Source organism: Microbulbifer sp. A4B17 (assembly GCF_003076275.1).
Classification (GTDB): domain Bacteria; phylum Pseudomonadota; class Gammaproteobacteria; order Pseudomonadales; family Cellvibrionaceae; genus Microbulbifer.
On sequence record NZ_CP029064.1, the window covers coordinates 3,104,673 to 3,131,609 of the forward strand.

General features: G+C 50.4%; 21 protein-coding genes and 1 pseudogene. 3 read left to right on the forward strand and 19 right to left on the reverse strand.

Annotated features, from left to right (window positions below; genetic code table 11):
* Positions 1–22: 22 nt before the first annotated feature.
* Positions 23–934, reverse strand: a complete 912-nt coding sequence (locus tag BTJ40_RS13825) for a helix-turn-helix transcriptional regulator (protein ID WP_108733645.1) — start codon at positions 932–934, stop codon at positions 23–25.
* A 1,116-nt stretch (positions 935–2,050) separates the two neighbouring features.
* On the opposite strand from BTJ40_RS13825, the gene BTJ40_RS13830 reads away from it, so the two are divergent.
* Positions 2,051–2,386, forward strand: coding sequence for a hypothetical protein (locus BTJ40_RS13830; protein ID WP_108733646.1), 336 nt, complete (start codon positions 2,051–2,053; stop codon positions 2,384–2,386).
* A gap of 95 nt (positions 2,387–2,481) precedes the next feature.
* Here BTJ40_RS13830 and BTJ40_RS13835 read toward each other — a convergent pair whose 3' ends face one another.
* The 14 genes and pseudogenes from BTJ40_RS13835 to BTJ40_RS13900 form a co-directional block, all read right to left on the reverse strand.
* The gene (locus tag BTJ40_RS13835) at positions 2,482–4,068 is read right to left on the reverse strand and encodes an alpha/beta fold hydrolase (RefSeq protein ID WP_238152007.1); all 1,587 of its coding nucleotides are present in this window, start codon (positions 4,066–4,068) and stop codon (positions 2,482–2,484) included.
* Positions 4,069–4,731: 663 nt separating this feature from the next.
* Positions 4,732–5,433: a YopT-type cysteine protease domain-containing protein gene (locus BTJ40_RS13840; RefSeq protein WP_108733647.1), complete on the reverse strand. Its 702-nt coding sequence runs from the start codon at positions 5,431–5,433 to the stop codon at positions 4,732–4,734.
* Positions 5,434–6,176: 743 nt separating this feature from the next.
* Positions 6,177–6,701 (reverse strand): annotated as a pseudogene (locus BTJ40_RS22820) (LysE family translocator).
* A 222-nt stretch (positions 6,702–6,923) separates the two neighbouring features.
* Entirely contained in the window at positions 6,924–7,388 is a 465-nt protein-coding gene (locus tag BTJ40_RS13850; protein ID WP_108733648.1) for a thioesterase family protein, read from the reverse strand.
* Complete coding sequence (gene sthA / locus BTJ40_RS13855) at positions 7,385–8,782, reverse strand: Si-specific NAD(P)(+) transhydrogenase (RefSeq protein ID WP_108733649.1); 1,398 nt, start codon at positions 8,780–8,782, stop codon at positions 7,385–7,387. Before sthA ends, BTJ40_RS13850 begins: the two co-directional genes overlap by 4 nt.
* A gap of 147 nt (positions 8,783–8,929) precedes the next feature.
* Positions 8,930–9,172 carry a (Na+)-NQR maturation NqrM gene (nqrM, locus tag BTJ40_RS13860; protein WP_108733650.1) on the reverse strand — a complete coding sequence of 81 codons (243 nt, stop codon included), beginning with the start codon at positions 9,170–9,172 and terminating at the stop codon, positions 8,930–8,932.
* Complete coding sequence (locus BTJ40_RS13865) at positions 9,169–10,230, reverse strand: FAD:protein FMN transferase (protein ID WP_108733651.1); 1,062 nt, start codon at positions 10,228–10,230, stop codon at positions 9,169–9,171. Before BTJ40_RS13865 ends, nqrM begins: the two co-directional genes overlap by 4 nt.
* A 14-nt stretch (positions 10,231–10,244) precedes the next feature.
* Entirely contained in the window at positions 10,245–11,468 is a 1,224-nt protein-coding gene (gene nqrF / locus BTJ40_RS13870; protein ID WP_108733652.1) for an NADH:ubiquinone reductase (Na(+)-transporting) subunit F, read from the reverse strand.
* Positions 11,469–11,485: 17 nt separating this feature from the next.
* The gene (gene nqrE, locus BTJ40_RS13875; protein ID WP_020413086.1) at positions 11,486–12,094 is read right to left on the reverse strand and encodes an NADH:ubiquinone reductase (Na(+)-transporting) subunit E; all 609 of its coding nucleotides are present in this window, start codon (positions 12,092–12,094) and stop codon (positions 11,486–11,488) included.
* Between the two features lie 3 nt (positions 12,095–12,097).
* A complete protein-coding gene (locus BTJ40_RS13880) occupies positions 12,098–12,754 on the reverse strand; it encodes an NADH:ubiquinone reductase (Na(+)-transporting) subunit D (protein WP_108733653.1) in 657 nt (218 codons plus the stop codon).
* A 2-nt stretch (positions 12,755–12,756) separates the two neighbouring features.
* On the reverse strand, positions 12,757–13,539 hold the full coding sequence (locus BTJ40_RS13885; protein WP_108733654.1) for a Na(+)-translocating NADH-quinone reductase subunit C: 783 nt from the start codon (positions 13,537–13,539) through the stop codon (positions 12,757–12,759).
* A complete protein-coding gene (locus tag BTJ40_RS13890) occupies positions 13,532–14,743 on the reverse strand; it encodes an NADH:ubiquinone reductase (Na(+)-transporting) subunit B (RefSeq protein WP_108733655.1) in 1,212 nt (403 codons plus the stop codon). The genes BTJ40_RS13885 and BTJ40_RS13890 overlap by 8 nt, the downstream gene beginning before the upstream one ends.
* A gap of 2 nt (positions 14,744–14,745) precedes the next feature.
* Positions 14,746–16,086 carry a Na(+)-translocating NADH-quinone reductase subunit A gene (locus BTJ40_RS13895; protein WP_108733656.1) on the reverse strand — a complete coding sequence of 447 codons (1,341 nt, stop codon included), beginning with the start codon at positions 16,084–16,086 and terminating at the stop codon, positions 14,746–14,748.
* A gap of 374 nt (positions 16,087–16,460) precedes the next feature.
* Positions 16,461–17,936, reverse strand: a complete 1,476-nt coding sequence (locus tag BTJ40_RS13900) for a glyceraldehyde-3-phosphate dehydrogenase (RefSeq protein WP_108733657.1) — start codon at positions 17,934–17,936, stop codon at positions 16,461–16,463.
* Positions 17,937–18,224: 288 nt separating this feature from the next.
* Here BTJ40_RS13900 and mfd point away from each other — a divergent pair, with 288 nt between their 5' ends.
* The gene (gene mfd / locus BTJ40_RS13905) at positions 18,225–21,704 is read left to right on the forward strand and encodes a transcription-repair coupling factor (protein ID WP_108733658.1); all 3,480 of its coding nucleotides are present in this window, start codon (positions 18,225–18,227) and stop codon (positions 21,702–21,704) included.
* A gap of 122 nt (positions 21,705–21,826) precedes the next feature.
* On the forward strand, positions 21,827–22,822 hold the full coding sequence (locus tag BTJ40_RS13910; RefSeq protein WP_108733659.1) for a CsiV family protein: 996 nt from the start codon (positions 21,827–21,829) through the stop codon (positions 22,820–22,822).
* Positions 22,823–23,318: 496 nt separating this feature from the next.
* Here the strand turns inward: BTJ40_RS13910 and BTJ40_RS13920 are convergent, their stop codons facing one another.
* From BTJ40_RS13920 to BTJ40_RS13935, 4 genes are all read right to left on the reverse strand, one after another.
* The gene (locus tag BTJ40_RS13920; RefSeq protein WP_020413094.1) at positions 23,319–23,534 is read right to left on the reverse strand and encodes a cold-shock protein; all 216 of its coding nucleotides are present in this window, start codon (positions 23,532–23,534) and stop codon (positions 23,319–23,321) included.
* A gap of 299 nt (positions 23,535–23,833) precedes the next feature.
* Positions 23,834–24,922, reverse strand: coding sequence for a mechanosensitive ion channel family protein (locus tag BTJ40_RS13925; protein ID WP_108735274.1), 1,089 nt, complete (start codon positions 24,920–24,922; stop codon positions 23,834–23,836).
* Positions 24,923–25,023: 101 nt separating this feature from the next.
* Complete coding sequence (gene nagZ, locus BTJ40_RS13930; RefSeq protein WP_108733661.1) at positions 25,024–26,040, reverse strand: beta-N-acetylhexosaminidase; 1,017 nt, start codon at positions 26,038–26,040, stop codon at positions 25,024–25,026.
* Between the two features lie 30 nt (positions 26,041–26,070).
* Positions 26,071–26,703, reverse strand: coding sequence for a TetR/AcrR family transcriptional regulator (locus BTJ40_RS13935; protein WP_108733662.1), 633 nt, complete (start codon positions 26,701–26,703; stop codon positions 26,071–26,073).
* Positions 26,704–26,937: the final 234 nt, after the last annotated feature.

Consider the following 26,937-nt stretch of genomic DNA (forward strand, 5'->3'; position numbering starts at 1 on the left):
CAACGAGTCACAAGCACCGATGTCAAGCACACCGCCTGGATTTTTGCCTTACTTCTGAGGGCGGGTGTCCATACATCGACTTATAGAGCTGGGTAAAATAAGATTGACTTGAAAAGCCACTATCCAAGGCGATATCAACCAATCGCTTATTCGTGGTTCTCAATTGAACATCGGCATACTGTAGTCTCCGCTCATTAATCCAGGATTTTGGTGACTCCGCTTTAAATACCTGGCGAAACATATTCTTAAAGGATGTAAGACTCATTCCTATTTGCTTAGCATAATTCGCCACAGACCAGTGCTGAGTCACGTTTGATTCCATAAACCGGCGAAAACGCTCATTGGCAGGGTTAACCTGTTGGAGCAGTTCGTCGGCCAAGCGGCATCCACAAGTACCTTTTAGCTTTATAAGCAGCAACTCTTCAAGCTTTAAATAATTTAAAGTCTCATCGTGCAAATTGCTAAACACATTGAGTGTATCCAGGGTAAGTCGTGTCAGGTTGCACTCAGGAAAAATAAAAGGGTCCCCCTTAGGGACCATTGTCACATCAGGTAATACTGCATGCCCGTTCTTTGCTTTTATCAACACTCGGGTATGCCTCTCATAAAATTGAGTCAGCATTGCGGAACTTATGCTGGCACAGATCAACAAGAGCCCCTCTCCCTCGGACGGGTTAGTAGCGACATAACGATCAAGCGCACCCGATAGCCAAACCTGCCCAGGTTCCATACGGAATTGACGGACACCACAAGTGATATCAGTAGCGCCATCAATCGCCATTAAAAGGTTAAATCCAAACGAGAAACCAAGTGAAACATTATCACCTGGTGAAACAAGTATCTTTTGAAACTTAAACAAATCACCTGAGTACTTACACTCAAATGAAGCTTTCTGTCTTAGGGGACTGTTCAATTCCTTTTGTGGGGCAATCATCGAATTCACCGCTCAAATTTACATCAATAATCCTTTTGGCTTCCACTTGACGTGCCAGAAGCCAAGAGCCAAGAGCCAAGAGCCAAGACTTTGGAATCTCTGCTTCCCCTAATTTCCTGGAGTCCGGCAGTACACAGCCAGTTACTAGGTGTCTCTTTAGACACAACGAACAAGGGGAGAGGCGAAACCGCTTCCTGCTATCGGTATTTAAATCCACAACCGTTTAATTGACCGTTAGAAACATCATTTGAAAAGCAGATACGGCGGGACTTTTATGGAAATTTTATGGAGCTAGATTACAATTTTCTTTGTAAAGGGTGACGTTAATTTACCAGTGTCTTTGGGTGTAATAGTATCTGTGAATAGCCCGCTTGCAGTGCACTCTACAAACCCATGCCACCGAGGGGTCTTGTTGAGGCGCTAAGAGATTTTCAGCCTCCAGGGTGAATAGGAAGGTGGGAGCACCCTTTACACTTACTTACACTGCAAAAGGGAATCCGTTGACATCCGAGTATTGCAATACTTAAGCGGCCACATCTTTCTTTACAACTGTCACCAGATGAAAATCCTTTGATGTAAAGCTTGAAAACTATCAATAGCGGCCAGATCATGGAAGGCTCGAAACATTTGTGACGCCAGTTAGAGTAAAGCTTCTCCTCTACTATTCCGGATAAAACGGAAAAATACCAAACAAATCACCTGATTAAACGTCTCCGTTTAGTTAGATCTTTCAATAAGTATTGCCAGATCACAAAGATACGTCTGATAAGGGGCTTAGCAGTTCACGGCCATTGAGCTTGCAAAACATTTACTTTGTACTAGGTATGATTTTCTTATAAAATATGAGAAGATACTCGGCAAGATATCCTTTGGCTCCATGATGACAGGGCTTGCACTATTTAAGTGCTTTGGAACCAGGTGGAATATTTACTGATAAAATGAGAGTAAATTCATATAAAACCTATGCTAGTAGATAAGTTCAAATCGACACTAAACTTCCATACTCCATTTATAAGCTAGTATTTATTAAGATCTTTTCTGTTATCTTTTTAATTTGTCATCGCAGGCAATCAGTAGAACACTTTAAATCAATAAACTCTTAAGTCATTGAGATTTATGTCAACTAGTTACTCTAAAGAATTAAATCGGCTTGCCGAACTTATGTGGGAGCAAGAAGCAGAGTTGGAGCTTAAGCCCCAGGAAGAGAAAGAAACAACCCCTCAGAAAGCCTCAACAGACAGTGCACCCAATGATGTTTTTTGGGGCAAGTGGAAAGGGCGGTATATCGTAGTAATGCGCTATATATCCGGTAGAACGACCTCCAACGTTAAGCTGCCTAATATATATTCAGATGAGGCCGCTGCCCGCTCCGCAGCTCTCGATATCATACGAAAATTCCCAGAAGCGTCTATTCGCTATCTTTCCGCTAAAGAGCTGGCTGTTTATCTCTAGCCAGCTTGCTAAGCACTCTATTAGCGGTTTTCTATCCGGGTGGATGCGCTCAGCGCCACCCTAATAGAGAATCCCTATAAGCTTAATAGTTACTGTTAATGCTTTGAGATAAATTGACGAACTTCCTCTACAAATACTTTCGAGGCGGGCTCCCGTCCCAGAAGTAAATGACCGTCGCTATTAAGGCCAACAAATCGAGCACCAGGTATTGCCGAAGCAATCTCACAGCCCGTTTGGACTGGAATACGCTGATCCCCCAGTGAATGGATTACCAAAGTGGGTACAGTAACTTCTTTGAGCCTTTCCCGCACATCAATACTGCCAAAAACTGAGAGAAAGCGAACAGCATTTTCAGGCGAGGTAGTAAGCCGCTGAAATTCGTTAAACCACGCTAACTCACCGGCATTAGCACTGGGCATAAATGTCGATGAGAAAATCTGCCGATAGGCGGGATTATCCTGCCCCCACCCAGTCGCTGTCAGAGTCATTACCGCTTCACGCTCTTTTACGGTGGCTTCGCTTGCACCAATTCGCCAACCGGCATGATACCCACCAAATAAAATCAGCTGTCTAACACGGTCAGGATGTCTTACCGCGTACTCAATAGATACCGCCGCTCCCTGTGATATCCCCAGCAGGGTAAAATTATCAACTTCACAAGCATCGACCACTGTCTCGAGATCTGTAACAAATGATTCAAATGAAATGTTCTCGACTTCCCAGTCTGAAAGGCCATTCCCACGCTCATCGTAACGGATAAACTGGTGATCTAAAGAAAGCTCCTGAAATAATGGACTCCAAATCGGGGAGTCCCAATCATGTTCCAAATGGCTCAACCAGTTTGCAGCCTTGACAATCGGAAGCCCCTCTCCAATCTTGGCATATGCAATACGAACTCCATCTTCAGCAGTACAAAATTCAATCTTTTGCTGAGTTAATAAGGCGCGGCCTATAGCCAGCTCATCCACACTCTCTTGTGAGTACGAACTCTCCCCTACCCTAAATGGCACCCACTTAATGCCAGCCTTACGGAATCGACTGATAAGTCTGCATCGCTCAACCTCTATTTCCTTGCTCAAACCCAAAGAGTCCATTATCCGTAACAGCTGATTGGCTGCTTGCGGATTATAGGGCTCCAACTGCTCCCACTTGCGGGCCCAAGTGAGCTGATCAGGTATCGGTATTCCAGGGTGAGATACCAGGCGAGATAAGACCCTACCCTGTAAGCGGCACACTTCCTGGCGCTCAGACCTTAACCACTGCTGGAAAACCTCCTGCTCTGGAAGATCAATTCCATCAAGGAAAGGTTCTTGCAGCTGTCGATATAGGTTCTCAAGCTCTGAAGCCAGCACCCCTTGAGCATCTACTTTTGAGGCAATCTGCTTAACATCTATATCAACATCACCAACATTCAGGCTGACCCGCTCCCTATCAGCAACCAAACGATCCTTTTCGACCTCGTTAATAACAGATCGAATTTTACACAGTGACCACCGTAGAGATGCCCTGGGATCATCCGGCAGCTCCCAAAATATTTCACATAAACGGTCCCGTCTATGGGGCCTTGCAGCCAGAACAAGAAAGGCCAGCAGCGCACGGGTCTTTTTGGAGGGCGGAAGGTTGACAGGCTTGCCATCACGGGATACGAGCAGATCCCCTAACATTTGGATTGAAATACCCATTGACGAATCATTTACTCCTGAGTTTGAGGTTCCAACAAGCCGTAGAGGAAGGTGTTTGCAATTTTCTCAAGGATAACAATAAGCTGCAAACACCATCCATTACAGATGTGAAACGCTCCGCCAATGATTGGCTCACCACTCTACGGTCAACATTAGTAAATAAAATTCCATCCGAGAATTGACCTTACCAGCATAGATATTAGAGCCTTCAGAGAGAAACCAAAACTACACATTTGGTCACTAGTAAGCCTCGAAAAGTACCTGGAATAGTTTTAATGGAACTTACCCTGAGTAAAATAACGAAGCATGCATTGATCCCAGCTTCAACATGCGACTGAGAGAACAGTTTAAAGCAGAAAAGACCGGGGCCTACAAAGTATTTCATATCCTGCACTAAAGCTTCCTGCAGGATCGAACTTACCTGCGAGTCTGTCTCTTAGTTAAGAAGCAAATTAGAAACAGAAATGGGATACTCTAAGAAATCAAAAAGAAACTCAGAGATCAACTTTACGTCAGAGCTTTCAAGAATTAGCTATCGTTAAAATATAAAATAAGACCAATCCTAATATTAAAGTGAACAGTAGGGGAAGCACTAGGCCTTGCACCGACAGCTCCCCCTAAAGTTGATTATTTACTCAAATAACATAATAAAAAGCAAAAAAATTATCGATCACTGTGCACAAATATATCGAACCCGAGAGCCCGTGAAGTCCTGTATCTGCTATTATTACTGTGGTAGTGTTCATACCACTTTCTAAACTGCGCATATTTAAGAAACTTGAACTCGCCTTTGTTGGGATCGAAAAAATAGCTTGCCTTATCTGCAGTTGGTTCAATACGAAATGCCATCGCATGCCCCCACCCGCTACCTGCAGACCTTAATATACAACTAAGGGTATTCGACTGCTGCTTGAAACAATCCATGGATTCAAGAACACCAAAAGATGTCGTAAACTGGTCTTCCAACGAGGGACTTTGCTTTTTCAGGACAATACCACTACCCGCTTGACCAACATTTCGAAAACCTTGAGACTCTAAATATTGCTTAGTCTCCTCAATCATCTCGTAAGACGTGCTAGGTCTGCCCTCAGTTCCATTTGCAAATTTAAATCGATACATAGATGCAAAACGCTGGGCGACTACTGCAATTTTGGTTTTATCTATATCTCCATTAGTAGTAAGAGCAGCTTTAAGCCCTGATTGAAGCGCCTTGCTAACCCAACTAACCGATAAAGCTTCGCAAATCCCGCCTTTTGTATGCGGGTGTTTTTTAGTGATTTTTGAATAATCTCCCTGACTAAACTTCCAGATCAACTGGCCTCCCATATTGGAAGCACTAGCATCTCTCTTTGGTAAACTTGGCATATTCTTATTCTCTCATCACAAACGTAAATTCGGCATTCATATGTTATCTGGTACCCATGTAAATAGCACACGCCATCTTATTACTTTTAGGTGCAATCAAAATTTACAGTCCAGATATTTCCCTAGGCGTTAAAACCAAAAGGCCAAAAATTCCACCCCTAAAATCTCACCACCAACTAGCAGACTCACCTATCTAGCAAAAAGTAAAAAATACCGTTCACCACAAACACTGATGTTCGGCCTTATTTTCAAGTGTAATTTTATTTTGAAGGTAAACATAAAGTGAACATTCCTTATAAAGCAGTTAATAATATTAGATTGTAAACATACTATATCCTTGCAGACCGCAAGTCCACGATAAGTGATTGATGTCACAATCAGGCAAATCAACCGTATAAAAAATATTGTTATTCAAATTCAAAAATAGCTACATGAAAATCCGATTCTGAATTAAGAGTGAACCACGCTCATAATTGCTGTAGCGTAGTCAGTTAACTGCCATCGACCATTACATTTTTGTCGAGTGTAATGAGAGAATTAATTAAGTGACTAACAGCCGCCCTTGGGTTCAGAAGAAAAAGATTGGAAGAGACTTGCAATGCAAAAACAGAGGCAGGCCACTATTAAAATGACACCACAAGCCTATCAAGATAAAGATAAAAATAAAGAACCATACTCAATAAAAAGGTAGGGCTCACCAATATTAAGCCGCTGGGCAACACCAAAAGTGATACGAAGTAAGCTCAGGTATCCTGACGAATTATTAAACCACCAAAAGCTACCAATAAGCCACCACTGAAACGCTGGACCCAGTGCTGTGCCTTACCACCAACTGAAGCTTTCCTCCACTTTGATAGCACAGCAGTCATTCCCAGGAACCACAAGAAGATAATTGAGGCATGAATAGAAACCAGAAGGAATGCCTGATAGTAACTGGAGCTATCTATAGAGATAAACTGGGGGAAGGCGGCGAGGTAAAACATTGATACTTTTGGGTTCAGGATCTGGGTTAAAAAACCCTCACCGAAATTAAGATGAGAGCCCCCCCTTTCACTTTAGGAAATCGACACTTCCCTGTGGCTAATCCCGTGCACCTTAACTGAATGCACCTTAACTGAAAATGTAGCGACAATCGTTTTTAACCCCAAGTAAACCAGGTAGGCTGCTCCAAGGTATTTAATCAGAGCATAAATCTCTGCAGACTGCAGAATAATCGCGAATAACCCGAGAATGGAAATTGCACCATGAACGAAAGTTGCCGAAACCAACCCAAGAATATTCTCAACCCCCCGCCCTCAACCCTTTACTAGTCACAGTTTTCAGGATGAGAACACTATTAGGCCCCGGAGAAACAACTAATAAAAGAGAAATAGTGGCAAATGAGACAATTTCACTCATAACAATAAACGCCCTAAAAAAGCCAGAGGGAAAGGTACATCACAGGGGTAAATCTAAGGAGTTAGCCGAGCCAATGACTGGCCCGACCCAGGTCAGTACAGGTATGTTGCCGTACCGGTAGCAATCAACTCATCCTTGTCGTTACTCAACTCCATTCTTGTTACAACCAGTTTGTTACCGGTACGCAGGATTGAGCCATGGCAGAGAAAGTGCTCGCCCCTGCCTGGCTTTAAGTAGTCAACACGCATATCGACAGTACCCAGCTTTAACAAGCGATCCACTTTTTCTTTCCAGTGCACGTCCCCCAAATGCTGGTAGGCAGCCACCATTGCGGTCAAACCACCTACTGTATCCAGGGCGGTGGCGATTACGCCACCGTGCAGAATATTCTTCCATACATTGCCTATCAACTGAGGACTTAGCTCAAAGCCTGCGGAAAGCGTGAGCGCCTCCAGGTCCAGGTCGCGCATCTCAAGTCCAATTTGCTGGTTAAAAGGGATCTGCTCAAAGAATCCTTTTACCAATTCCTGAAACTCACTGGGTGAGGGTTCTGTCATAGGCGGGCAACCCGGTTTAGGCCATCCAGTGCAGCGCTGCGATATGCCTCTGCCATGGTGGGGTAGTTAAAGGTGGTATTAACGAAATAATCGATTGAATTATTCGGTGCTGGTTGCTTCATAATGGCCTGACCAATATGCACGATCTCTGCAGCCTCGGCACCAAAGCAGTGGATACCCAGGATTTCGTGAGTCTCGATATGGAACAATATCTTGAGCATACCCACGCGCTCACCGGAAATCTGCGCCCGCGCAGTGTGCTTGAACAGTGCACGGCCCACTTCGTAGGGTACTTTGGCTGCGGTGAGCTCTGATTCAGTTTTACCCACAGAAGAGATCTCCGGAAGGGTATAAATTCCGGTAGGCGCATCTTCAATTACTCGATGACCACGGCCGGCAATCGCTGCCGCAACCGCACGCCCCTGGTCATAAGAGGCACTGGCAAGACTGGGCCAGCCAATCACATCACCTACCGCAAAAATATTTTCAATTTCGGTACAGTAGTGATCGTCAACGCTCAATTGTCCGCGATGGTTCGCTTCCAGGCCGACATTCTCCAGGCCGAGGGAGCTGGTGTTGCCAGTACGGCCATTACACCAGAGCAGTGCATCCGCATGAATACGTTTGCCGGACTGCATCTCCATAATTACGCCCTGCTCATTGGGCAGTACCCGCGCATACTCCTCCTGGTGGCGAACAGTCACGCCCATATCGCGCAGGTGATAGCTCAGCGCATCAGAAATCTCATCATCGAGAAATTCCAGCAGGCTGTTACGAGTATTAATCAAATCCACCTTAACGCCGAGGCCAGCAAAAATAGACGCGTATTCACAGCCGATAACACCAGCACCATAGATCATAATGGAGTGAGGGGTGTGCTGCATGTCCAGGATCATATCGCTGTCGTAGACCCGTTCGTGATCAAAGTCTACATCGGCGGGGCGATAAGGGCGTGAGCCAGTAGCAATAATAAATTTCTTCGCTGTAATAGTTTCCGCCGCACCATCGGGCATGAGCACCTCGACAGTATGTTCATCGCGGAACTTGGCTTCGCCGACGATCAGCTCAACCCGGTTGCGGGCATAAAAAGAAGTGTGCATTTCCACCTGATAGGAAATGACTTTATTCACCGTCTGCATTACCTGGGGGAAAGTAAGGCGGCGGGGTTCACCCAATGCGCGAAAAACGCTCTGGGTGTTATAACGCATCAACTGTTTGACAGAGTGGCGCAGCGCCTTGGAGGGAATGGTACCTTTGTGAGTACAATTACCACCAACCACTTGGCGCTTTTCAATAACCGCAACGCGCATGCCCTTTTTTGCTGCACTCATTGCGGCGGCCTCTCCAGCCGGGCCAGAACCAATTACTACCAGGTCAAACTTTTGCTCTGCCATTAAATGCTCTAATTCTATTTTCCAAACGGAGTCCACAGCGCGCTAACGCCATTTACTCAATACTAAATATACGGTTATCGGCACCAGCTGTGCCAATGACATAAAACAACAAGCCCGTTGATCACGGGCTTGTTGGAGAAGGAAAGCTTACTTGCGTTTAGATGCGTCGTAAGCGAGATCTTCGGCAGTCATCTGCTGCTGTTTTTGCCTCTCCTGTTCCTTTTCACACTCATCGTCATCGCCACCGCAGACTGTGCAATCCTGCTTCATGCCGATATTATTGAGCCCACCACAAGTTCCCTTTAACGGTTTGTTCTGAACCATGGCCCCGATCGCCATACCGGCAACAACGAGCAACATGGCCACAAAGGCAAATATGAAAATTGTCACTTCTCAGACCTCTCTACATAAGGTTTAAAGCCAGAGCTAGAACGCTCTTCGAAACCTGAATCAGTTTTCACCACCATAAAGACGGCTAGATTATCTCTTTCTGCCAACGCCATGCCGGCATCAGCACCGAGGACATTGATCGCGGTAGCCAGACCATCGGCTTCAGCACAGGTGTCGGCAATAACGGTTACCGATGCCAATTTGTGCCTGATGGACCGCCCGGAGCGTGGGTCAATGCTATGGGAGTAACGAACACCATCCCTTTCGTAGTAGTTGCGATAGTCTCCACTCGTAGCGACTGCCTTCCCACTCACCGCGATTGGCTCCTGCACCATCTGCCCTGCTGCGCTGGGTACTTCAATGCCAATTACCCAGGTCTTACCCTTTGGATTCACACCCTTAGTTCGCAGTTCACCGCCAATCTCGACCAAGTAGTTACGAATACCCAGGTCTTCCAATAGCTCGGCAACCCGATCAACTCCATGGCCCTTGGCAATCGCTGAAAGATCCACCTCAACCGGGCGGCTCTTGATAACAGTGTCTGGCTTACGGGTCAGGGTTAACGCATCGGAACCGACGACGGTTAGCAGATCGGCAATGTCTTTATCTGAGGGGATATGCTCCGGTTCGGGCTGGGGACCAAAACCCCACAAGTTGACCAGTGGGCCAACCGTCACCTCAAAAGCGCCCTCACTGCGGCGATAAATATCCAGGGACATTTCCAGTACATCTGCCAAGTGCTGGCTAACCGGGATCGCCTGCCCTACCGGGCTTTGGTTAAAGCGCATTAACTCAGAGTCGTCGATATAGGTCGACATCTCCTGGTTGACCTGCTGCAACTCATCGTCGATCAACTGCTGCAACTCACCCTGCTCCAGCCCAGAGGGCACCTGAACGACGGTGATGTGATAGCTGGTTCCCATGGTGCGGCCAGCCAACTGCCAGGACTCCGGCGAAGGAGCACAAGCCGATAAAATTACAGCCGCCCAAAGCAAAAACAGGGCCGTAAAGACGGGCCCTGTTTTTGAGTTTGTCGGGCCTGTGATTGCTTTTAGCAAGCTAAGCCCTCCAATTATCCGCCGAAGTCATCCAGCAGGATATTTTCATCTTCTACACCCAAGTCCTTGAGCATATTGATGACTGCCGCGTTCATCATGGGCGGCCCACACATGTAGTACTCACAATCTTCCGGAGCCGGGTGGTCCTTCAGGTAGTTTTCATATACCACGTTGTGGATGAATCCGGTGTAACCGGTCCAGTTGTCTTCCGGCTGCGGATCGGACAGAGCCACATGCCACTGGAAGTTATCGAACTCGGAAGCCAGACCGTTGTAGTCATCTTCGTAGAACATCTCGCGCAGGGAGCGCGCGCCGTACCAGAAGCTGATCTTACGGGTGGAGTTCAGGCGCTTGAGCTGATCAAAGATGTGTGAACGCATTGGCGCCATACCGGCACCACCGCCGATAAATACCATCTCGTTGTCAGTTTCCTTGGCGAAGAACTCACCGAAGGGACCGTACACCTTAATCTTGTCACCTGCCTTCAGGCTGAAAACGTAGGAAGACATCTGACCCGGCGGAATGCCCTCAGTGCGGGGCGGCGGAGTGGCGATACGGATGTTGAACTTAACGACACCTTTCTCTTCCGGGTAGTTAGCCATGGAGTAAGCGCGAACCACAGGCTCGGTCACTTTGGACTCCAGCTTGAAGAAGCCAAAGTGCTCCCAGTCGCCACGGTACTGCTCTTCGACATCGAAGTCAGCGAACTTAACATGGTGAGCCGGAGCTTCCAGCTGTACGTAACCGCCAGCACGGAAGTCAACGTTTTCACCTTCGGGCAGACGCAGGGTCAGCTCTTTAATAAAGGTGGCTACGTTCGGGTTGGATTCCACAGTGCACTCCCACTGCTTAACACCAAACACCTCTTCCGGCACTTCGATTTCCATGTCTTGCTTAACCGCAACCTGACAGGAAAGACGCTTGCCTTCTTTTGCATCGCGCGGGGTAAAGTGAGCCGCTTCAGTCGGCAGCATATCGCCACCACCGGAATTCACCTTACAGATACACTGCGCACAGCTGCCGCCGCCGCCACAGGCGGAGGCCAGGAACAGGTTGTTGGCAGCCAGGGTTTGCAGCAGCTTGCCGCCAGCCGGTACGGTGAGAGTCTTCTCACCGTTAACCAGGATGTTGACGTTGCCGGTGTTTACCAGGCGCGAGCGGGCCGCAAGGATCACCGCTACCAGCGCCAATACGATGACGGTAAACATCGCTACGCCGAGGATAATTTCAATACTCATTCTATTGTTTTCCCCGCTTAGATATCGATGCCGCCGAAGGACATGAAGCCCAGGGACATCAGACCAACAGTTACGAAGGTGATACCCAGGCCTTTCAGGCCATCCGGAACGTCACTGTACTTCAGCTTTTCACGAATACCGGCCAGAGCGGTAATCGCCAGTGCCCAGCCGAGGCCGGCACCGAAGCCGTAGGCAACACTCTCGCCAAACGCGTACTCGCGCTCAACCATGAACAAGGAGGCACCCATGATGGCGCAGTTCACGGTAATCAGCGGCAGGAATACACCCAGCGCGTTGTAGAGAGCCGGTACATATTTATCCAGGAACATCTCCAGGATCTGTACCAGTGCCGCAATTACGCCGATGTATGACAGCAGGCCGAGGAAGCTCAGGTCCACGTCGGGGTAACCGGCCCAGGCCAGTGCACCGTCTTTCAACAGGTAGGTGTAGATCAGGTTGTTCACCGGCACTGTCAGAGTCAGCACCACGATAACCGCAACACCCAGGCCAATAGCGGCCTCGATCTTCTTCGATACCGCCAGGAAGGTACACATACCGAGGAAGAAGGCCAGCGCCATGTTTTCAACGAAAACCGCGCGGATAATCAAAGAAATATAATGTTCCACGGATCAGGCCTCCTGCGCTGCGGAATTAGGCGCAATCTTGAACTCATCTTCTTCCACCTGCGCCGGTTTCCAGGCACGGATCGCCCAGATAAACAGGCCGATCAGGAAGAATGCACTCGGCGGCAACAGCAGCAGGCCGTTGGGGATATACCAACCGCCGTTGCTCACGGTAGTCAGGATATCTACACCGAACAGTTTGCCGGCACCGAAGAGTTCACGTACCACCGCCAGGCCGATCAGGATCACGCTGTATCCCAGACCGTTACCAAGACCGTCAAAGAAGCTGGGCAGCGGCGGGTTCTTCATAGCGAAGGCTTCCGCACGACCCATTACGATACAGTTGGTAATGATCAGACCAACGAATACAGACAACTGCTTGGAGATGTCATAAGCCAGGGCCTTGATCAGCTGGTCTACCAGAATTACCAGAGAGGCAATCACGGTCATCTGTACAATGATACGAATGCTGTTCGGGATCTGCTTGCGGATCAGGGATACCGCAACGTTGGAACAGGCCACAACCGAGGTCAGTGCGATACACATTACCAGGGTAACCTGCAGCGAGCTGGTAACAGCCAGTGCAGAACAAATGCCCAGGATCTGCAGCGCGATCGGGTTGTTGTTAAAAATCGGCTCTAGCAGAGTATCTTTAATTTTCATGCTTATGCCTCCCCTGCTTTCAGGTTTTTCAGGAAGGGACCATAACCCTGGTTACCCAACCAGAAGTTCACCAGGTTGCTAACGCCCTTACTGGTCAGAGTTGCACCAGACAGGCCATCTACTTCGTGAATCGCATTCGGGCTGTTGGGGTTAACCTGGCCTTTGATCACTGCAATATCCACGTCGCCTTGCTTGTTGAAGACTTGCTTACCAATCCACTGGGCTTTCCAGTTGGGATTGTCCACTTCGCCACCCAGTCCGGGAGTTTCCTTGTGCTCGTAGAAGCCGAGGCCCGCGACGGTGTCGAGGTTGCTCTCCAGAGCGAGGAAGCCGTACAGGGTGCCCCACAGGCCATAGCCGCGAATCGGCAGAATGATCTTGTCCAGCTTGCCGTCTTTCTCTACCAGGTATACCTCTTTGGTATTTTCCCGGCGGATAATTTTGGCAGTGTCCTCGTCAGCCGGCAGTTTTTCACTGTCAGACGGGATCTTGGCAGCAGCGCGACCACTGCCACCAGCCGGAGCCTGATCGGTAAACTTGCCGGTATTCAGGTCAACGTATTTGATCTTTACGTCGGCGAAGGCCTTTTCGACTTCCGCTTTATTAGCGTGAGAGTCTTTCAGCAGGCCGCCAGCCATCAGTACGTTGCGCTTCATGTCCAGCTCGGCATTCGCCTGCTGGGCAGGCTTCAGCATTACCGCAGCGGTGGATACCACTACGGAGCACACCAGGCACATTACCAGCGCGACAATCAGAGTACCGGTTACGGAATCTTTATTAGCCACGTGCCAACCTCCGTTTGATATTGGACTGCACCACAAAGTGGTCAAACAGCGGAGCGAACAGGTTGGCGAACAGGATCGCCAGCATCATGCCTTCCGGGAAGGCCGGGTTCACCACACGAATCAGGACAACCATCACCCCGATCAGGATGCCGTACCACCAGCGACCGGTGTTGGTCATCGCAGCAGATACAGGGTCCGTAGTCATAAAGATCAGACCGAAGGCAAAACCGCCCACTACCAGGTGCCAGTACCAGGGTACCTGGAACATCGGGTTGGTCTCGGAACCAATCATGTTAAACATGAAAGAGGTGGCCATCATGCCCAGCAGAGTGCCGGCTACGATGCGCCAGCTGGCGATCTTCATGCCCATCAGGATTACGCCGGCAATCAGGATAGCCAGGGTAGAAGTTTCACCAATGGAACCATGGATCTGACCGAAGAAAGCGTCGAACCAGGTTACCTGGCCAACAGCAGCATTGACGATACCGTTCTGGATACCTTCGCTGGCCATAACAGACAGCGCAGTAGCACCGGTATAACCGTCAACCGCAGTCCAAACCGCATCTCCAGACATTGCTGCCGGATAGGCAAAGAATACGAAGGCACGGCCGGTAAGAGCCGGGTTGAGGAAGTTCTTGCCGGTACCACCGAATACTTCCTTACCGATAACCACACCGAAGCTGATGCCCATAGCCACCATCCACAGAGGCAGATCCGGCGGACAGGTCAAGGCGAACAGGATGGAGGTTACAAAGAAGCCTTCGTTGACTTCGTGACCGCGCACCGCAGCAAACAGGACTTCCCAGATACCGCCCACAATAAAAGTGACCGCATAAATAGGCAGGAAGTACATAGCGCCGTAGACAAAGTTGTCCCACAGGCTAGCTGGGTTGTAGGAAGTCAGAGCGCCGATAATGGCGTGACGCCAGCCGGACAGATCCGGGTTGGTCATACCTTCCAGAATGGTGTTGGACTGGAAACCGATATTCCACATACCGTAGAACGCCGGGATCATGGCACAAGCCCAAACGGTGATCATAATACGCTTCAGGTCGATACCGTCGCGCACGTGAGCAGTGGTTTTGGTCTTGTCTGCCGGCTGGAACAGACCGGTGTCAATCGCTTCAAACAGGGCGTAGAACTTTTCGAACTTACCGCCTTTGTGAAACTTGGGTTCGATCGAATCGAGGAATTTACGCAACATACTTACCCCTCCTTCTCAATACGGGTCAGGTTGTCCCGCAAAATGGGGCCGTACTCGTACTTGCCCGGACACACAAAGGTGCACAACGCCAGATCTTCTTCGTCCAGCTCCAGTGCGCCCAGCTTCTGCGCCATCGCAGTATCGCCAACGATCAGGGAGCGCAGTAACTGAGTGGGCAGCACATCCAGGGGCATGACTTTCTCATAACTACCGACGGGTACCATGGCACGCTCAGAACCGTTGGTGCTGGTGGTGAAATTGAACAGCTTGTTCTTCACCAGGCGCGACAGGTAAATCGGGAATACAGAGAAACGTTTATTACCAGCACGCAGATAGTGCAGGAACGGACGCTCATCGCCCTCTTCCAGTACAGAAATCTGGTTGTGGTAGCGACCCAGGTAAGCCATCGGGCCAGCCGCGGTGCGGCCACCGAATACAGAGCCGGAGATGATGCGATCGTTATCGCCTTTCAGCTCATTAGAAGTCAGGGTTTCCAGACTGGCACCGAGGCGGGTGCGCAGCAGACGCGGCTGCTTGACCTGAGGGCCTGCCAGGGAAACGACGCGATCGGTAAACAGCTTACCGGTGGTAAACAGTTTGCCTACGGCGATCACATCCTGGTAATTAATGGTAAATACACTGCGGTTGCCAGAAACTGGCTTCAGGTAGTGGATGTGGGTACCGGACAGGCCTGCGGGATGGGGACCGGCAAAGGTTTCGCGGCGAATATTCGCTGCGCTCGGTACTGGAATATCCGCATCTGGAGCAGTACAGACGTAAGTGGTTTCTGCCAGCTTGGAAAGAATCTCAACGCCCTGAGAGAAGGCTTTGGGATTCTCAGCAATCACTACTTCTGGATTGGCTGCCAGAGGGTTGGTGTCCATCGCATTGATAAACACCGCTACCGGCTCAGCATCCAGGGCGGGAACGCGGCTGAACGGGCGGGTGCGCAGTGCGGTCCACATACCGGACTCAACCAGGTTTTCAACGACCTGTTCGCGAGTCAGACCAGACAGTTTATCTGCGCTGTAGCTTTGGAACTGTTCCGCTGCATCGCCGTCTATGCCAATCACGACGGATTGCAGAACACGACGAGCGCCACGGTTAATCGCAACAACACGACCGGCAGCAGGCGCTGTGTAGCGCACGCCTTCAGTTTTTTTGTCGCTAAACAACAGCTGACCAAGATTGACGCGATCCCCTACAGCCACTGCCATTGTCGGCTTCATCCCGTGATAATCGGGGCCGAGAACAGCAACGGTCTTGATCGCAGGTCCTTTTTGAATGACCTGCTCGGGCGCGCCGGATATGGGTAAGTCCAATCCCCGACGGATCTTTCTCATACGCCTATGCCTAAGTTTCTAGTTTAAAAAAATTGCAATAGGACCCACCGTCCCATGCCTGGGATGACGGGTCCTATTGTGGAATTCCGTGCTGCGAGGGCTTATGCCGTATCACCCGTGAACCGGGAGGAAGGAAGCTAACTAAAAAGGATGTGCGCGCTAACTTCTCGGCGCACGGCCGCCCCGCAAAATCGCGCGCATTATAAAGATGGGCCAGAGTCATTACCAGTCTGGAAAGTCTTTAAGTAGCACTAAGATTGGAAATTTCTGTTGAAAAAACAGGGATTTGGGGAGATATGGTGCGGCGACTGGAACAGTCGCCGAAACCCCGCAGTCGGCTCTGGGTACCGACTGCGGTGAGGAAGCGTGACGCCTTAGTCCTCTTTCGGGAACAGCTTGTAACGAACGCCAGCCATATCTTCCAGGCAGCGAACTACCTGGCAGCTATAACCGAACTCGTTGTCGTACCAGCAGTAGAGCACAGCGTTTTTACCATCCACGATAGTCGCAGTGGAATCGAATACGCAGGCAACACGAGAGCCAACAAAATCGCTGGACACCACTTCCGGAGAGTTGGTGAAATCGATCTGCTGACGCAGCGGCGAGTGCAGCGCCACATCGCGCATATATTCGTTCAGCTCTTCCTTGGTGGTCTCCTTACCCAGATTCAGGTTCAGGATCGCCATGGAAACATTTGGAGTCGGGACACGAATTGCATTGCCGGTGAGCTTACCTTTCAGCTCAGGCAGCGCTTTGGCAACCGCCTTGGCAGCACCGGTTTCGGTTAGAACCATGTTCAGCGCAGCTGCGCGACCGCGACGTTCACCTTTGTGGTAGTTGTCGATCAGGTTCTGGTCGTTGGTGTAAGCGTGTACAGTTTCTACGTGACCGTGCTCAACACCGTAGCCGTCCATCATCGCCTTCAGGACCGGCACGATGGCGTTAGTGGTGCAGGAAGCTGCGGACAGCACCTTGTCTTCCGGCTTAATATCGCTACTGTTGATACCGTAAACGATATTCTTGATATCGCCCTTGCCCGGAGCCGTCAGAAGCACCTTGGAGGCGCCTGGGCTCTGCAAGTGCTGGCTCAGGCCTTCTTCATCACGCCATACACCGGTGCTGTCAACGATAATCGCATCGTTGATACCGTGCTGGGTGTAATCCACTTCCTGCGGGGAGTTGGCGTAGATGATCTTGATTTCGTTACCGTTACAGATCAGGGAGTTAGTCTCCTCGTCCACACGGATAGTACCCTGGAAAGCGCCGTGTACGGAGTCGCGACGCAACAGAGAAGCACGCTTCACCAAATCGTTGGGCGCCTTGCCCTTGCGCAGTACGATAGCGCGCAGACGCAGAACGTCACCACTACCGGCCTTGTCGATCAACAGGCGGGCAACCAGACGGCCGATACGACCAAAACCGTAGATAACAACATCTTTGGATTCGGGCAGAGGCTTGCCGGCACCCGCTGCGTCGGACAGCTCTTCACGTACAAACTCGTCCACAGACAAGCCGCGATCGTCGCGCATGTACTTGTTAGTCATGGTTCCCAGGTCGATATGTACGGGACCCAGCTCCATCTTGCAGATGGCTTCCAACACAGGGAAAGTTTCAAACTCGGAGAGTTCATTTTCCTCAACCTGACGCACGAAACGGTGCGCTTTCATAATGCTCAGAACTGAGCGATTAACCAGGTTGCGGCCGTACATATAAATACCGACGTTGCTCTCACGGTTGAGCTTTCCAATCATCGGGATCATGGATTCAGCCAGCGCTTCACGCTGCTTCCAGTCCTTGAAAAAGTCCGCGGGCTTCGGTCGCTTCTGAGTCACTATCGGACACCTCTGCATTGTATTTAGTAGGCAAGAAATACAGTTCTGAAACCACTCAGAACCGCATGGCTGCGCATTATAGTGTTCGCTTTACACTGCGCAACTGAGCAAAAAAGAGCCAAAAAAATGTAGTAAAACTACCTTTTTGTAGCCCGCCCCGGCAGTAGTGCGCAATCCCCAAAAAGCGTAGTTGTTCCCGATTGGAAACACAGGCAGGGTTAAGATTCCCTGCAGCCAAAACCGTTCGCGGCTACAATAGCCGGCCTCGAAGACATCTCGAATGAATGCGCGGATATATAAGGAAAGATGACAGAAATACAGCCCCTGACCCCACCGAAGTTTCGCTCCTCCAGTGACCGTCAATTTTGGGGACAACTGCATGGCGCAGCTGCCGCGCTCGCCATCCTCAATACGGCACGCAATAACAAAGCGCCCACCCTGTTAATCACAAAGGACAGTCTCGAAGCGCACCGTTTAGAGGTGCAATTGAAATTTTTTAACAAAGCGCGGCGAGATAAGGGTGAAAACAGGGAGCTGGAAATCTTCCATTTTCCCGATTGGGAAATCCTCCCCTACGATACCTTCTCACCCCATCAGGATATTATCTCGGACCGCCTCGCCACCCTTTACCAGCTACCGAAGATGGGGGCGGGGATCGTCATTATCCCAGTCAGCACCCTGATGCACCGGCTACCGCCCTGCAACTATATTGCCGGCAATGCGCTGATATTGGAGGAAGGGCAGCAGTTTGATATCGATATCCAGCGGAGACTGCTGGAGCAGGCCGGCTACCACTGTGTAGACACCGTCTACGAGCATGGTGAATTCGCCGTGCGCGGTTCATTGATGGATATTTTCCCAATGGGCAGCCCCCTTCCCTACCGCATCGACCTGTTCGACGATGAAATCGAATCCCTGCGCACCTTTGACCCGGAAACCCAGCGCACTATCGACAAGGTAAAAACCATACACCTTTTACCTGCGCGGGAATTCCCTTTGCACAAGGCCGCTCTGTCAGGGTTCCTGCAAAACTGGCACGGCGAATTCGACAGCGATCCCAGCCAGGTACCAATTTACCAGGATATCAGTGCAGGAATTGCCCCGGCGGGTATCGAGTACTACCTACCACTGTTTTTCGATGGCAACTGCTCCAGTCTGTTCGATTACCTGCCCGAGGGCAGCCAAGCATTTCTGCAGGGGGATATTCAACAACCGCTGGATAACTTCTGGCGCGAAGTCAGCAACCGCTATGAAAGCCGTCGCGGCGACCTGACCCGCCCCATATTGCCACCGCGCCAGATATTACTGGAAATTGATGAGCTCAATGGTGCTCTGAAATCCATGCCCAGGGTAATCTTCTCCACAGAAAGCCTGCCAGAAGCCCAGGGAAATTTTAATTTTGCCACTGCCGCACCGCCCAAGCTGCCGGTAGACGGCAAGGCCGAACAACCTCTGGCCGCACTGGAAAGCTACCTGATGGAATATTCCGGCCGACTGCTCTTCTGCGCTGAAAGTAGCGGGCGGCGTGAAGCACTGTTGGAGCTTCTAAAGGGAATCCGCCTTACCCCACCCAGTTTTAAAAGCTGGCAGGACTTCCTCGCCGCAGAGGACTCTATCGGCATTACCGTCGCGCCGATAGACCAGGGGCTGTTGCTAAAGGACCCACAGATCAATCTAATTGCGGAACCACAGCTATTTGGCGAGAGAGTACTGCAGCAGCGACGCCGCAAAAAAGCTAAAGACGAAGCGGACAATGCAGTTAAAAACCTGGCTGAATTGCGTACCGGCACCCCCGTAGTCCATATTGATCACGGCGTGGGTCGCTACCGCGGGTTGCAGCACCTGGAAATTGATGGGCAACCGGCAGAGTTCCTGACCCTGGAATATGCCGACGAAGCCAAGCTCTACGTGCCGGTTGCCAGCCTGCATCTGATCAGCCGCTACTCCGGTGCCGATGAAGCCCTGGCCCCGCTACACAAAATGGGTAGCGAGCAGTGGCAAAAAGCCAAGCGCAAAGCTGCCGAGAAGGTGCGCGATGCCGCCGCAGAGCTACTGGATATCTACGCCCGCCGCGAAGCTCGCATTGGCCATGCGTTCGACAATCCGCAACTGGCCTATCGGGAATTCTCCGCAGGCTTCCCCTTCGAAGAAACCCCAGACCAACAGCAGGCTATTGAGGCAGTTTTGGGGGATATGCTCTCAAGCAAGCCCATGGACAGACTGGTGTGTGGCGATGTGGGCTTCGGTAAGACTGAGGTCGCCATGCGTGCTGCCTTTGTCGCCGCCCATGCGGGCAAGCAGGTTGCCATGCTGGTGCCGACTACCCTGCTGGCACAGCAACACTATCAATCTTTCCAGGATCGCTTTGCCGATTGGCCGATTAATATTGAAGTAATCTCCCGCTTCCGCTCCGGCAAGGAAGTGGACAGCGTGAAAGAGAAGGTGGCCAACGGCAAGGTGGATATCCTGGTCGGCACACACAAGCTGCTGCAAAGCGATCTGGACTTTAAAAATCTCGGTCTGCTGATTATCGACGAAGAACACCGCTTTGGCGTCCGACAGAAGGAGCGCCTCAAGAGCCTACGCTCCGAGGTGGATATCCTCAACCTTACCGCCACCCCCATTCCCCGCACCCTGAATATGGCCATGGCCGGTATTCGCGATCTATCGGTGATCGCCACCCCTCCGGCACGGCGTCTCTCTGTGAAAACCTTCGTGCGAGAGCGCGATGAAGCCTTGGTCAAAGAAGCTATCCTGCGGGAAATCCTGCGCGGTGGTCAGGTGTATTTCCTGCACAACGAAGTCAAAAGCATTGAGCGAATCGCGCGGGAATTACAGGAGATGATTCCCGAGGCCCGCATCGGCATAGGCCACGGCCAGATGCGCGAACGGGAGCTGGAACAGGTGATGAGCGACTTCTATCACAAGCGCTTCAATGTCCTGGTCTGTACCACCATTATCGAAACCGGTATCGACGTCCCCACTGCCAACACAATTTTGATCGAGCGCGCCGACAAGTTCGGCCTGGCTCAGCTTCACCAGTTACGCGGTCGCGTGGGTCGCTCGCACCACCAGGCCTATGCCTACCTGCTGACTCCCAACAAGCGCTCCATGACCAGTGATGCGGTGAAGCGCTTGGAAGCGATTAGCGAGGCCCAGGACTTAGGTGCAGGCTTTACCCTGGCAACTCACGACCTGGAAATTCGCGGCGCGGGCGAACTGCTGGGCGAAGAGCAAAGCGGGCAAATCCAGAGTGTAGGCTTCAACCTGTATATGGAAATGCTCGACAAAGCGGTGAAGGCCATTCGTGAGGGCCGGACACCAAATATTGACGACCCCCTCGAATCCCCAGCGATAGATGTCAATCTGCGGGTTGCTGCACTGATTCCCGAAGATTACCTGCCCGATGTCCACGGCCGCCTGATCATGTACAAGCGCATCGCCAATGCTCCCGACAAGCAGCAATTGAAGGAGCTTCAGGTGGAGATGATCGACCGCTTCGGCCTGCTACCGGAGCCGGTAAAACACCTTTTCCGTACTACTGAGATAAAGCTGACGGCTGAAAGCATGGGCATCCGTAAACTAGAGGCCTCAGCTGCGAGAGGGCGTATCGAGTTTGCGGAGAATACCCGTGTAGATCCGCTCACATTGGTTAAGATGGTGCAGACCCAGCCGGGACGCTACCAACTGGCCGGCGCCAACCAACTGAATTTCAGTCTTGATGAGGAAGGTACTGACCGCAAGCTCCAGGAAATTAACGAAGTTCTGGAAAAGCTTGCACAGTGATACCATCCGGCAGGCAGCGGCGGGAGTTGACGACAAAACTAATCAGTCTCCTACTCCTGCTGAACGGCCTATCGGCGATAACACCCTTGGCACCCAAATAGAATTGTTTAAGTGGTAAACCCATGAAAAGGATAATTAGCCTCTGCTCAACCCTGGCGCTCACGCTGGCAGCTACCAGTGCCCAGGCCGTCAACTACGCTGGCAATACTTTCGAAATAGAAATGATCGTATTCGAGCGCCCTCAGGGAATGGAAAAAACCGCAGAGACCTGGCCGACGACACCCCGCCTTCAGTATCCATCACAGTGGATCGACTTTGAAACTTTGCACACCCTACTCCCAAATGCTGAAGAGGAGGTGTTATCGCTTGATGAAATCATATCCTCACATGAAACGAGCAGCCCATCTGCTCCCGAATCAACCGACCTTGGAGAAGGCACTGGCGAAACCTTGCAAGTTGCTGAACCCGCCGCACCAAACCTACTATTAAGGCCAGTACCCAGGTTACTGGACAACAAAGCTGCGGCAATTACCCGCGCCGGGGACAGGGTGCTGTTTCACAAGGCCTGGCGACAGGTTTTAAAAACCAAGAGAAACTCCCCGGCCATTCTGATTGATGGCGGCAGCCAGCTCAGTGGACACAGCCAGCTTGAAGGATCTATCACTCTGAGCGTTGCCCGCTATTTACATATCAGTACTAATCTATGGCTAAATGACTTTTACACACAGCCCGGGGAGCAAAGTATTCTCCTTCCCCAGCGTCCGCAAAATAAAGTGGAAAAACCTCTGCAAATTATAACGGGCAACTACAGTGATATTGAAAGTTCGTATCCACAAAATAGCGGGCTTGATATCGAAAATAGTCAAGACGCAATTAATACCAAAGAACCACTCACATTGGGCGAGCCAGAATTTAAAAAAGAAGAACCTTTATATGTTGCCCACGTCGCGAGATTGCAACACGAGCGACGTTTACGCAGTGGCCAACTGCATTATATCGACCACCCAGCATTCGGTATTCTTATTGAAGTGCGAACTGTAGCCAAGCCCAAGGAAGGATTAAAAGATATAGAAATGCCTGAGAACAACCAAGTAAAAGACAAACAGTCGGAAAGTTAATTTATTTAAATAATTAACTTTCATTAATAGTCCCCGCAAAATTTGTGGGGATTATTATTTTCAACAATCCCCAAACCTTTAAACCCCAAACGAATTAATTTCACCAGTCGCGCAAACACACTGCACCCAACTCTATTTTTAATTGATTTATCTCCAATTAAAATACGGCCACCCAACAAGTAAATACCGCCAACCTCCAATAGCGAAAAAAGGCCATCAATAAGACTCGATCTCAAAACCATTGAAGCGACAAATTGCACAGCAATATTGGGCGCAATAAATATCAGAAAGGTACACACAGTTTTCGGAAAAGCAGGATATGACTAAATTCGCCAACTGGGACACAAACCCGCTTTTAAAAAACTGCCGCTATTGCAAAGCAGATAACAAAAAAGCGGATCATAAAGATCCGCTTTTCAGAGGCGCTGACAGGGCCGGCGTCAATGAGCCGCAGGACCCTACACGACAACAGTTCTTTCAACGAGTGATCTATAAATCACTCACAGGGAACAACATCTTCCGCCAGCAGTCCTTTGTCACCTTGTTGCATTTCGAACTCTACCGCCTGCCCCTCATTAAGGGTTTTGTAGCCCTCGCCGCGAATGCTGCGATAGTGAACGAAAATATCTTCAGTTCCTTCTCCACAGGTGATGAAGCCATAACCCCGTGCGTTATTAAACCACTTCACTGTACCTGTAACGCGATCACTCATTGAGAAAACCTCATTATTGTTATTGCGCCTACCTCTTTTACCTCACTGCTCAATTCGGCAAGAGGGGCAAACGCCACCCCATTGTTAACAAACTGCTCCATGCAGAATGCTATCTTGCTTAATCCGATGAGCATATACTCAAAGGACGTACCCTGATTCTTAGATAAAACAGCGCCAGTGTCTAGTTTTCTATGTGAAATAAATACTACGTTTTTCCCAATATGCGTAATTAACCGTCAAAATCTCCAAAGGCGCTCAATTATAAACTAATCATTTGTACCTTATTGCACTCCCATTCCTCAACTGTCTAACGCGGCCTCTCTCGTAAATGAAGGGATATCGGCGATATGTAATGTTGAAGTTGGGAATGCACAGGATGCTCCATATCCTTCGATTATCTTAAGAATCGTTAGCAGAACATCTTGTTTTACCTCGTGATAACGTACCCAGTCAGTAGTTCGCGTAAAGGTATATACAAAGAAGTCCAAAGATGAGGAAGCAAAACTATTAAAATTAACAATTAGCGTACGATTAGAATCGATTTCAGGATGTTCCTGTAACATATTTTTAACATCTGCCACTATTGCCGCCATATGATGGGCGTCTTCATATCGAATACCAATAGTTTCGAAAATTCTCCGGTTTAACATACGGGAAGGATTTTCTACTGCTATTTGGGTGAAGATCCCATTGGGGACATAAACCGGACGCATATCAAAAGTGCGGATTCTAGTCAGCCTCCAACCGATATCCTCAACGGTCCCTTCAATTTCCTTATCGGGGGAGCGAATCCAATCACCCACCGCAAAAGGCCGATCGAGGTAGATCATCAGGCCGCCGAAGAAATTTGCCAGCAGATCCTTGGCAGCAAAGCCCACAGCCAATCCGCCGATACCACCAAACGCCAAAACACCGCTGACGCTATAACCCAGGAATTGCATGACCACGATTCCCGCTGTGATCACAATTGAGGCCCGAACCAGCTTGCCGATGGCCCTGACCGTCGTGGCATCCATCGGCTTGCCCATATAGCGAGGGTCACACAAGTTGTGCTCCACGCTGTGGGAGAACCGCCAGGCGAACCACGCCATCACCAGAATCAGGCCAATTTCCCGTGCCGGTGCAGCCAAAGAGAATATCTCTGCTCCCGTTGCATCCCCGGCACGCTGTGCAGCAACGGTCAAACCCAGCAACCAGATTAAAACCTGCCCCGGGGGGGAGAGCGCTCCCACTAATGCATCATCCCAGGGGTTCACTGTCTTTTCGGCACGAACTGCCATTCGCTGCACAAACCGGCTAAAAAGCCAGGCTGCCAAGCCAGAGGCAAGCACGATTAGGAAAACTGAAACTATCCAGACCCGATTCTCACCGAGCCAGGACAACAGCATGCTCTCAACGGATTCCACTCGAACCCCTCCGTTTTAACCAACAGTCCGCAATATCCGCATGAAACACCTATGCCACAGGGAACGGATTACAGCAATTTATCTCAGCGCATTATTGAAGCTAACCAGTCCCGGGTTCTGTGCCAACGCGCACTCTTTTCAAGTTCCTCCCAGGAGCCAATCACCGGCCTGCCACTCATCGCCGACAACCGATGAGTAGATTCAGGCCTAGGCACAAAGGTATCCAGTGCCGCCAGAGCCTCAAATGTGCCTATCCGATTGTTACATACGATGCCCATATCGCAACCGGCCTCCAGAGCGGCGCGAATCCTATCGCCATAACCTCCGGCCGCCCCTGCCCCTTCCATCGACAGATCATCGCTGAAAATCACCCCGGCAAACCCCAGTTGTCGCCGCAATACATCCTGCAACCAATAGCGGGAAAAACCGACCGGTTGGCTATCGATATTGACGAACCGAATATGAGCCGGCATCACAGCAGTCAGTTCCTGGGTGCCGATGCAGTCAATAAAGGGGAGTGCATCAGTTTCCAAAACCTGCTCTAAAGAGCGCTTATCCTCTGGCAACTCAACATGGCTGTCTTCCAGTACATGGCCATGACCTGGAAAGTGCTTGCCAGTAGTAGCCATCCCTGCTTCGCGCATCCCCTGAATAAACGGGCGGGCCAGAGCGGTTAACCTGGCCGGATCGGGGCTAAAACTACGATCACCAATCACCCGGCTGTGACTGTCATCCGCATCCAGAACCGGGGCAAAACTAAAGTCCACCCCCACTGCAAGCAACTCCGACGCCAGCAGCCAGCCCACATCCTGCAATTGCTCACCACTGGCCACAGAGCCTAGGGCCTGCATGGATGGTATCCGCGTAAAATCATCGCGAAACCGCTGAACCCTGCCACCCTCCTGATCCGCAGCCAACAGGATTTCCGGGCGCACAGCACGGATCGACTTCACCAGTTGAATGAGCTGCTGGCGGTCACGGTAGTTGCGGGCAAAGAAGATAAGCCCTCCCACCAGCGGGTGCCTGAGCAGCTCGCAGTCTTCATCGGTAAGTTCAAGCCCCTCGATATCCACCATTACGGGTCCGAGTGGTAGAGACATATAAAATTCCTTATCGCTTTATGAGCACACTCAATGATTTTCCACCTTCAGCATGGCTGAAGCCGCCGGCACCAATCGCTCAAGGGTCTGGCTGAGCGTACTGTCGGCGCCAAAATCTTCCTGCAGGATAGCCTCAATGGCATCGTGGCTCGACAGTGTAAAAATGGTCGCACCCAGCATAAAATAAAGGCGCCAGTAGAAAGTTTCCGGGTCTAAGCCCGGCAGAGCTTCGGCCAGTAGTCCGGCAAATCGGCGATAGGTATCGCCATATCGGGATACGATGAATCGGCGCAGGTGCCCTTGAAACTGGGTATATGCTAACCCCAAGAGGCGCATAAATCGCTGCGGATCCTTCCCCTCCAGCCCCAGGCTTCCGAGCCCAACCCGATAGAGACATTCAATCAGCTCCTCCACCCCCAAGGGCTGCCCCAGGGCAAGGCGACGATCAAGCTCTGCTTCCAACGCACAGGTAAAAGGTGTTAAAAAGCGCTCAAATACCGCCTGTATCAATTCCTTTTTAGAACCGAAGTGATAGTTAACCGCTGCCAGATTGACGCCGGCTGTGCTGGTGATTGTTCTCAATGAGGTCTCAGTAAAACCCCGTTCAGCAAACAGCACTTCCGCTGCGTCGAGTATCCGGCTGACCGTATCTGCTTGGCTCATAAGTCTCAAACTACCATTTAAAACATACGTTTAATCGACGCCAGAGTAGCACATTCTCACCGTCGCAGAGTCAGCTCGGCAAGAGTCCAACAGACGAGACTCAAGAGCAAAAATAACAGGGAAAAGTATGAGTGGCGGTAAGATCAGTACCCAGGGAATTGATCTCCCGCCAACTTAGACAGGCATCCTACTCCCACCAGCCGTCTCAACCCTCTGCAGTGAAAGCGGCGCAAA

What these genes read in the sequence shown, in the direction of transcription:
- BTJ40_RS13825 (WP_108733645.1), bottom strand. Translation starts at nt 934, where the DNA reads ATGATTGCCCCACAAAAGGAATTGAACAGTCCCCTAAGACAGAAAGCT.
- BTJ40_RS13830 (WP_108733646.1), top strand. Translation starts at nt 2,051, where the DNA reads ATGTCAACTAGTTACTCTAAAGAATTAAATCGGCTTGCCGAACTTATG.
- BTJ40_RS13835 (WP_238152007.1), bottom strand. Translation starts at nt 4,068, where the DNA reads ATGGGTATTTCAATCCAAATGTTAGGGGATCTGCTCGTATCCCGTGAT.
- BTJ40_RS13840 (WP_108733647.1), bottom strand. Translation starts at nt 5,433, where the DNA reads ATGCCAAGTTTACCAAAGAGAGATGCTAGTGCTTCCAATATGGGAGGC.
- BTJ40_RS13850 (WP_108733648.1), bottom strand. Translation starts at nt 7,388, where the DNA reads ATGACAGAACCCTCACCCAGTGAGTTTCAGGAATTGGTAAAAGGATTC.
- sthA (WP_108733649.1), bottom strand. Translation starts at nt 8,782, where the DNA reads ATGGCAGAGCAAAAGTTTGACCTGGTAGTAATTGGTTCTGGCCCGGCT.
- nqrF (WP_108733652.1), bottom strand. Translation starts at nt 11,468, where the DNA reads ATGAGTATTGAAATTATCCTCGGCGTAGCGATGTTTACCGTCATCGTA.
- BTJ40_RS13880 (WP_108733653.1), bottom strand. Translation starts at nt 12,754, where the DNA reads ATGAAAATTAAAGATACTCTGCTAGAGCCGATTTTTAACAACAACCCG.
- BTJ40_RS13890 (WP_108733655.1), bottom strand. Translation starts at nt 14,743, where the DNA reads ATGTTGCGTAAATTCCTCGATTCGATCGAACCCAAGTTTCACAAAGGC.
- BTJ40_RS13895 (WP_108733656.1), bottom strand. Translation starts at nt 16,086, where the DNA reads ATGAGAAAGATCCGTCGGGGATTGGACTTACCCATATCCGGCGCGCCC.
- BTJ40_RS13900 (WP_108733657.1), bottom strand. Translation starts at nt 17,936, where the DNA reads ATGCAGAGGTGTCCGATAGTGACTCAGAAGCGACCGAAGCCCGCGGAC.
- mfd (WP_108733658.1), top strand. Translation starts at nt 18,225, where the DNA reads ATGACAGAAATACAGCCCCTGACCCCACCGAAGTTTCGCTCCTCCAGT.
- BTJ40_RS13910 (WP_108733659.1), top strand. Translation starts at nt 21,827, where the DNA reads ATGAAAAGGATAATTAGCCTCTGCTCAACCCTGGCGCTCACGCTGGCA.
- BTJ40_RS13920 (WP_020413094.1), bottom strand. Translation starts at nt 23,534, where the DNA reads ATGAGTGATCGCGTTACAGGTACAGTGAAGTGGTTTAATAACGCACGG.
- BTJ40_RS13925 (WP_108735274.1), bottom strand. Translation starts at nt 24,922, where the DNA reads ATGCTGTTGTCCTGGCTCGGTGAGAATCGGGTCTGGATAGTTTCAGTT.
- nagZ (WP_108733661.1), bottom strand. Translation starts at nt 26,040, where the DNA reads ATGTCTCTACCACTCGGACCCGTAATGGTGGATATCGAGGGGCTTGAA.
- BTJ40_RS13935 (WP_108733662.1), bottom strand. Translation starts at nt 26,703, where the DNA reads ATGAGCCAAGCAGATACGGTCAGCCGGATACTCGACGCAGCGGAAGTG.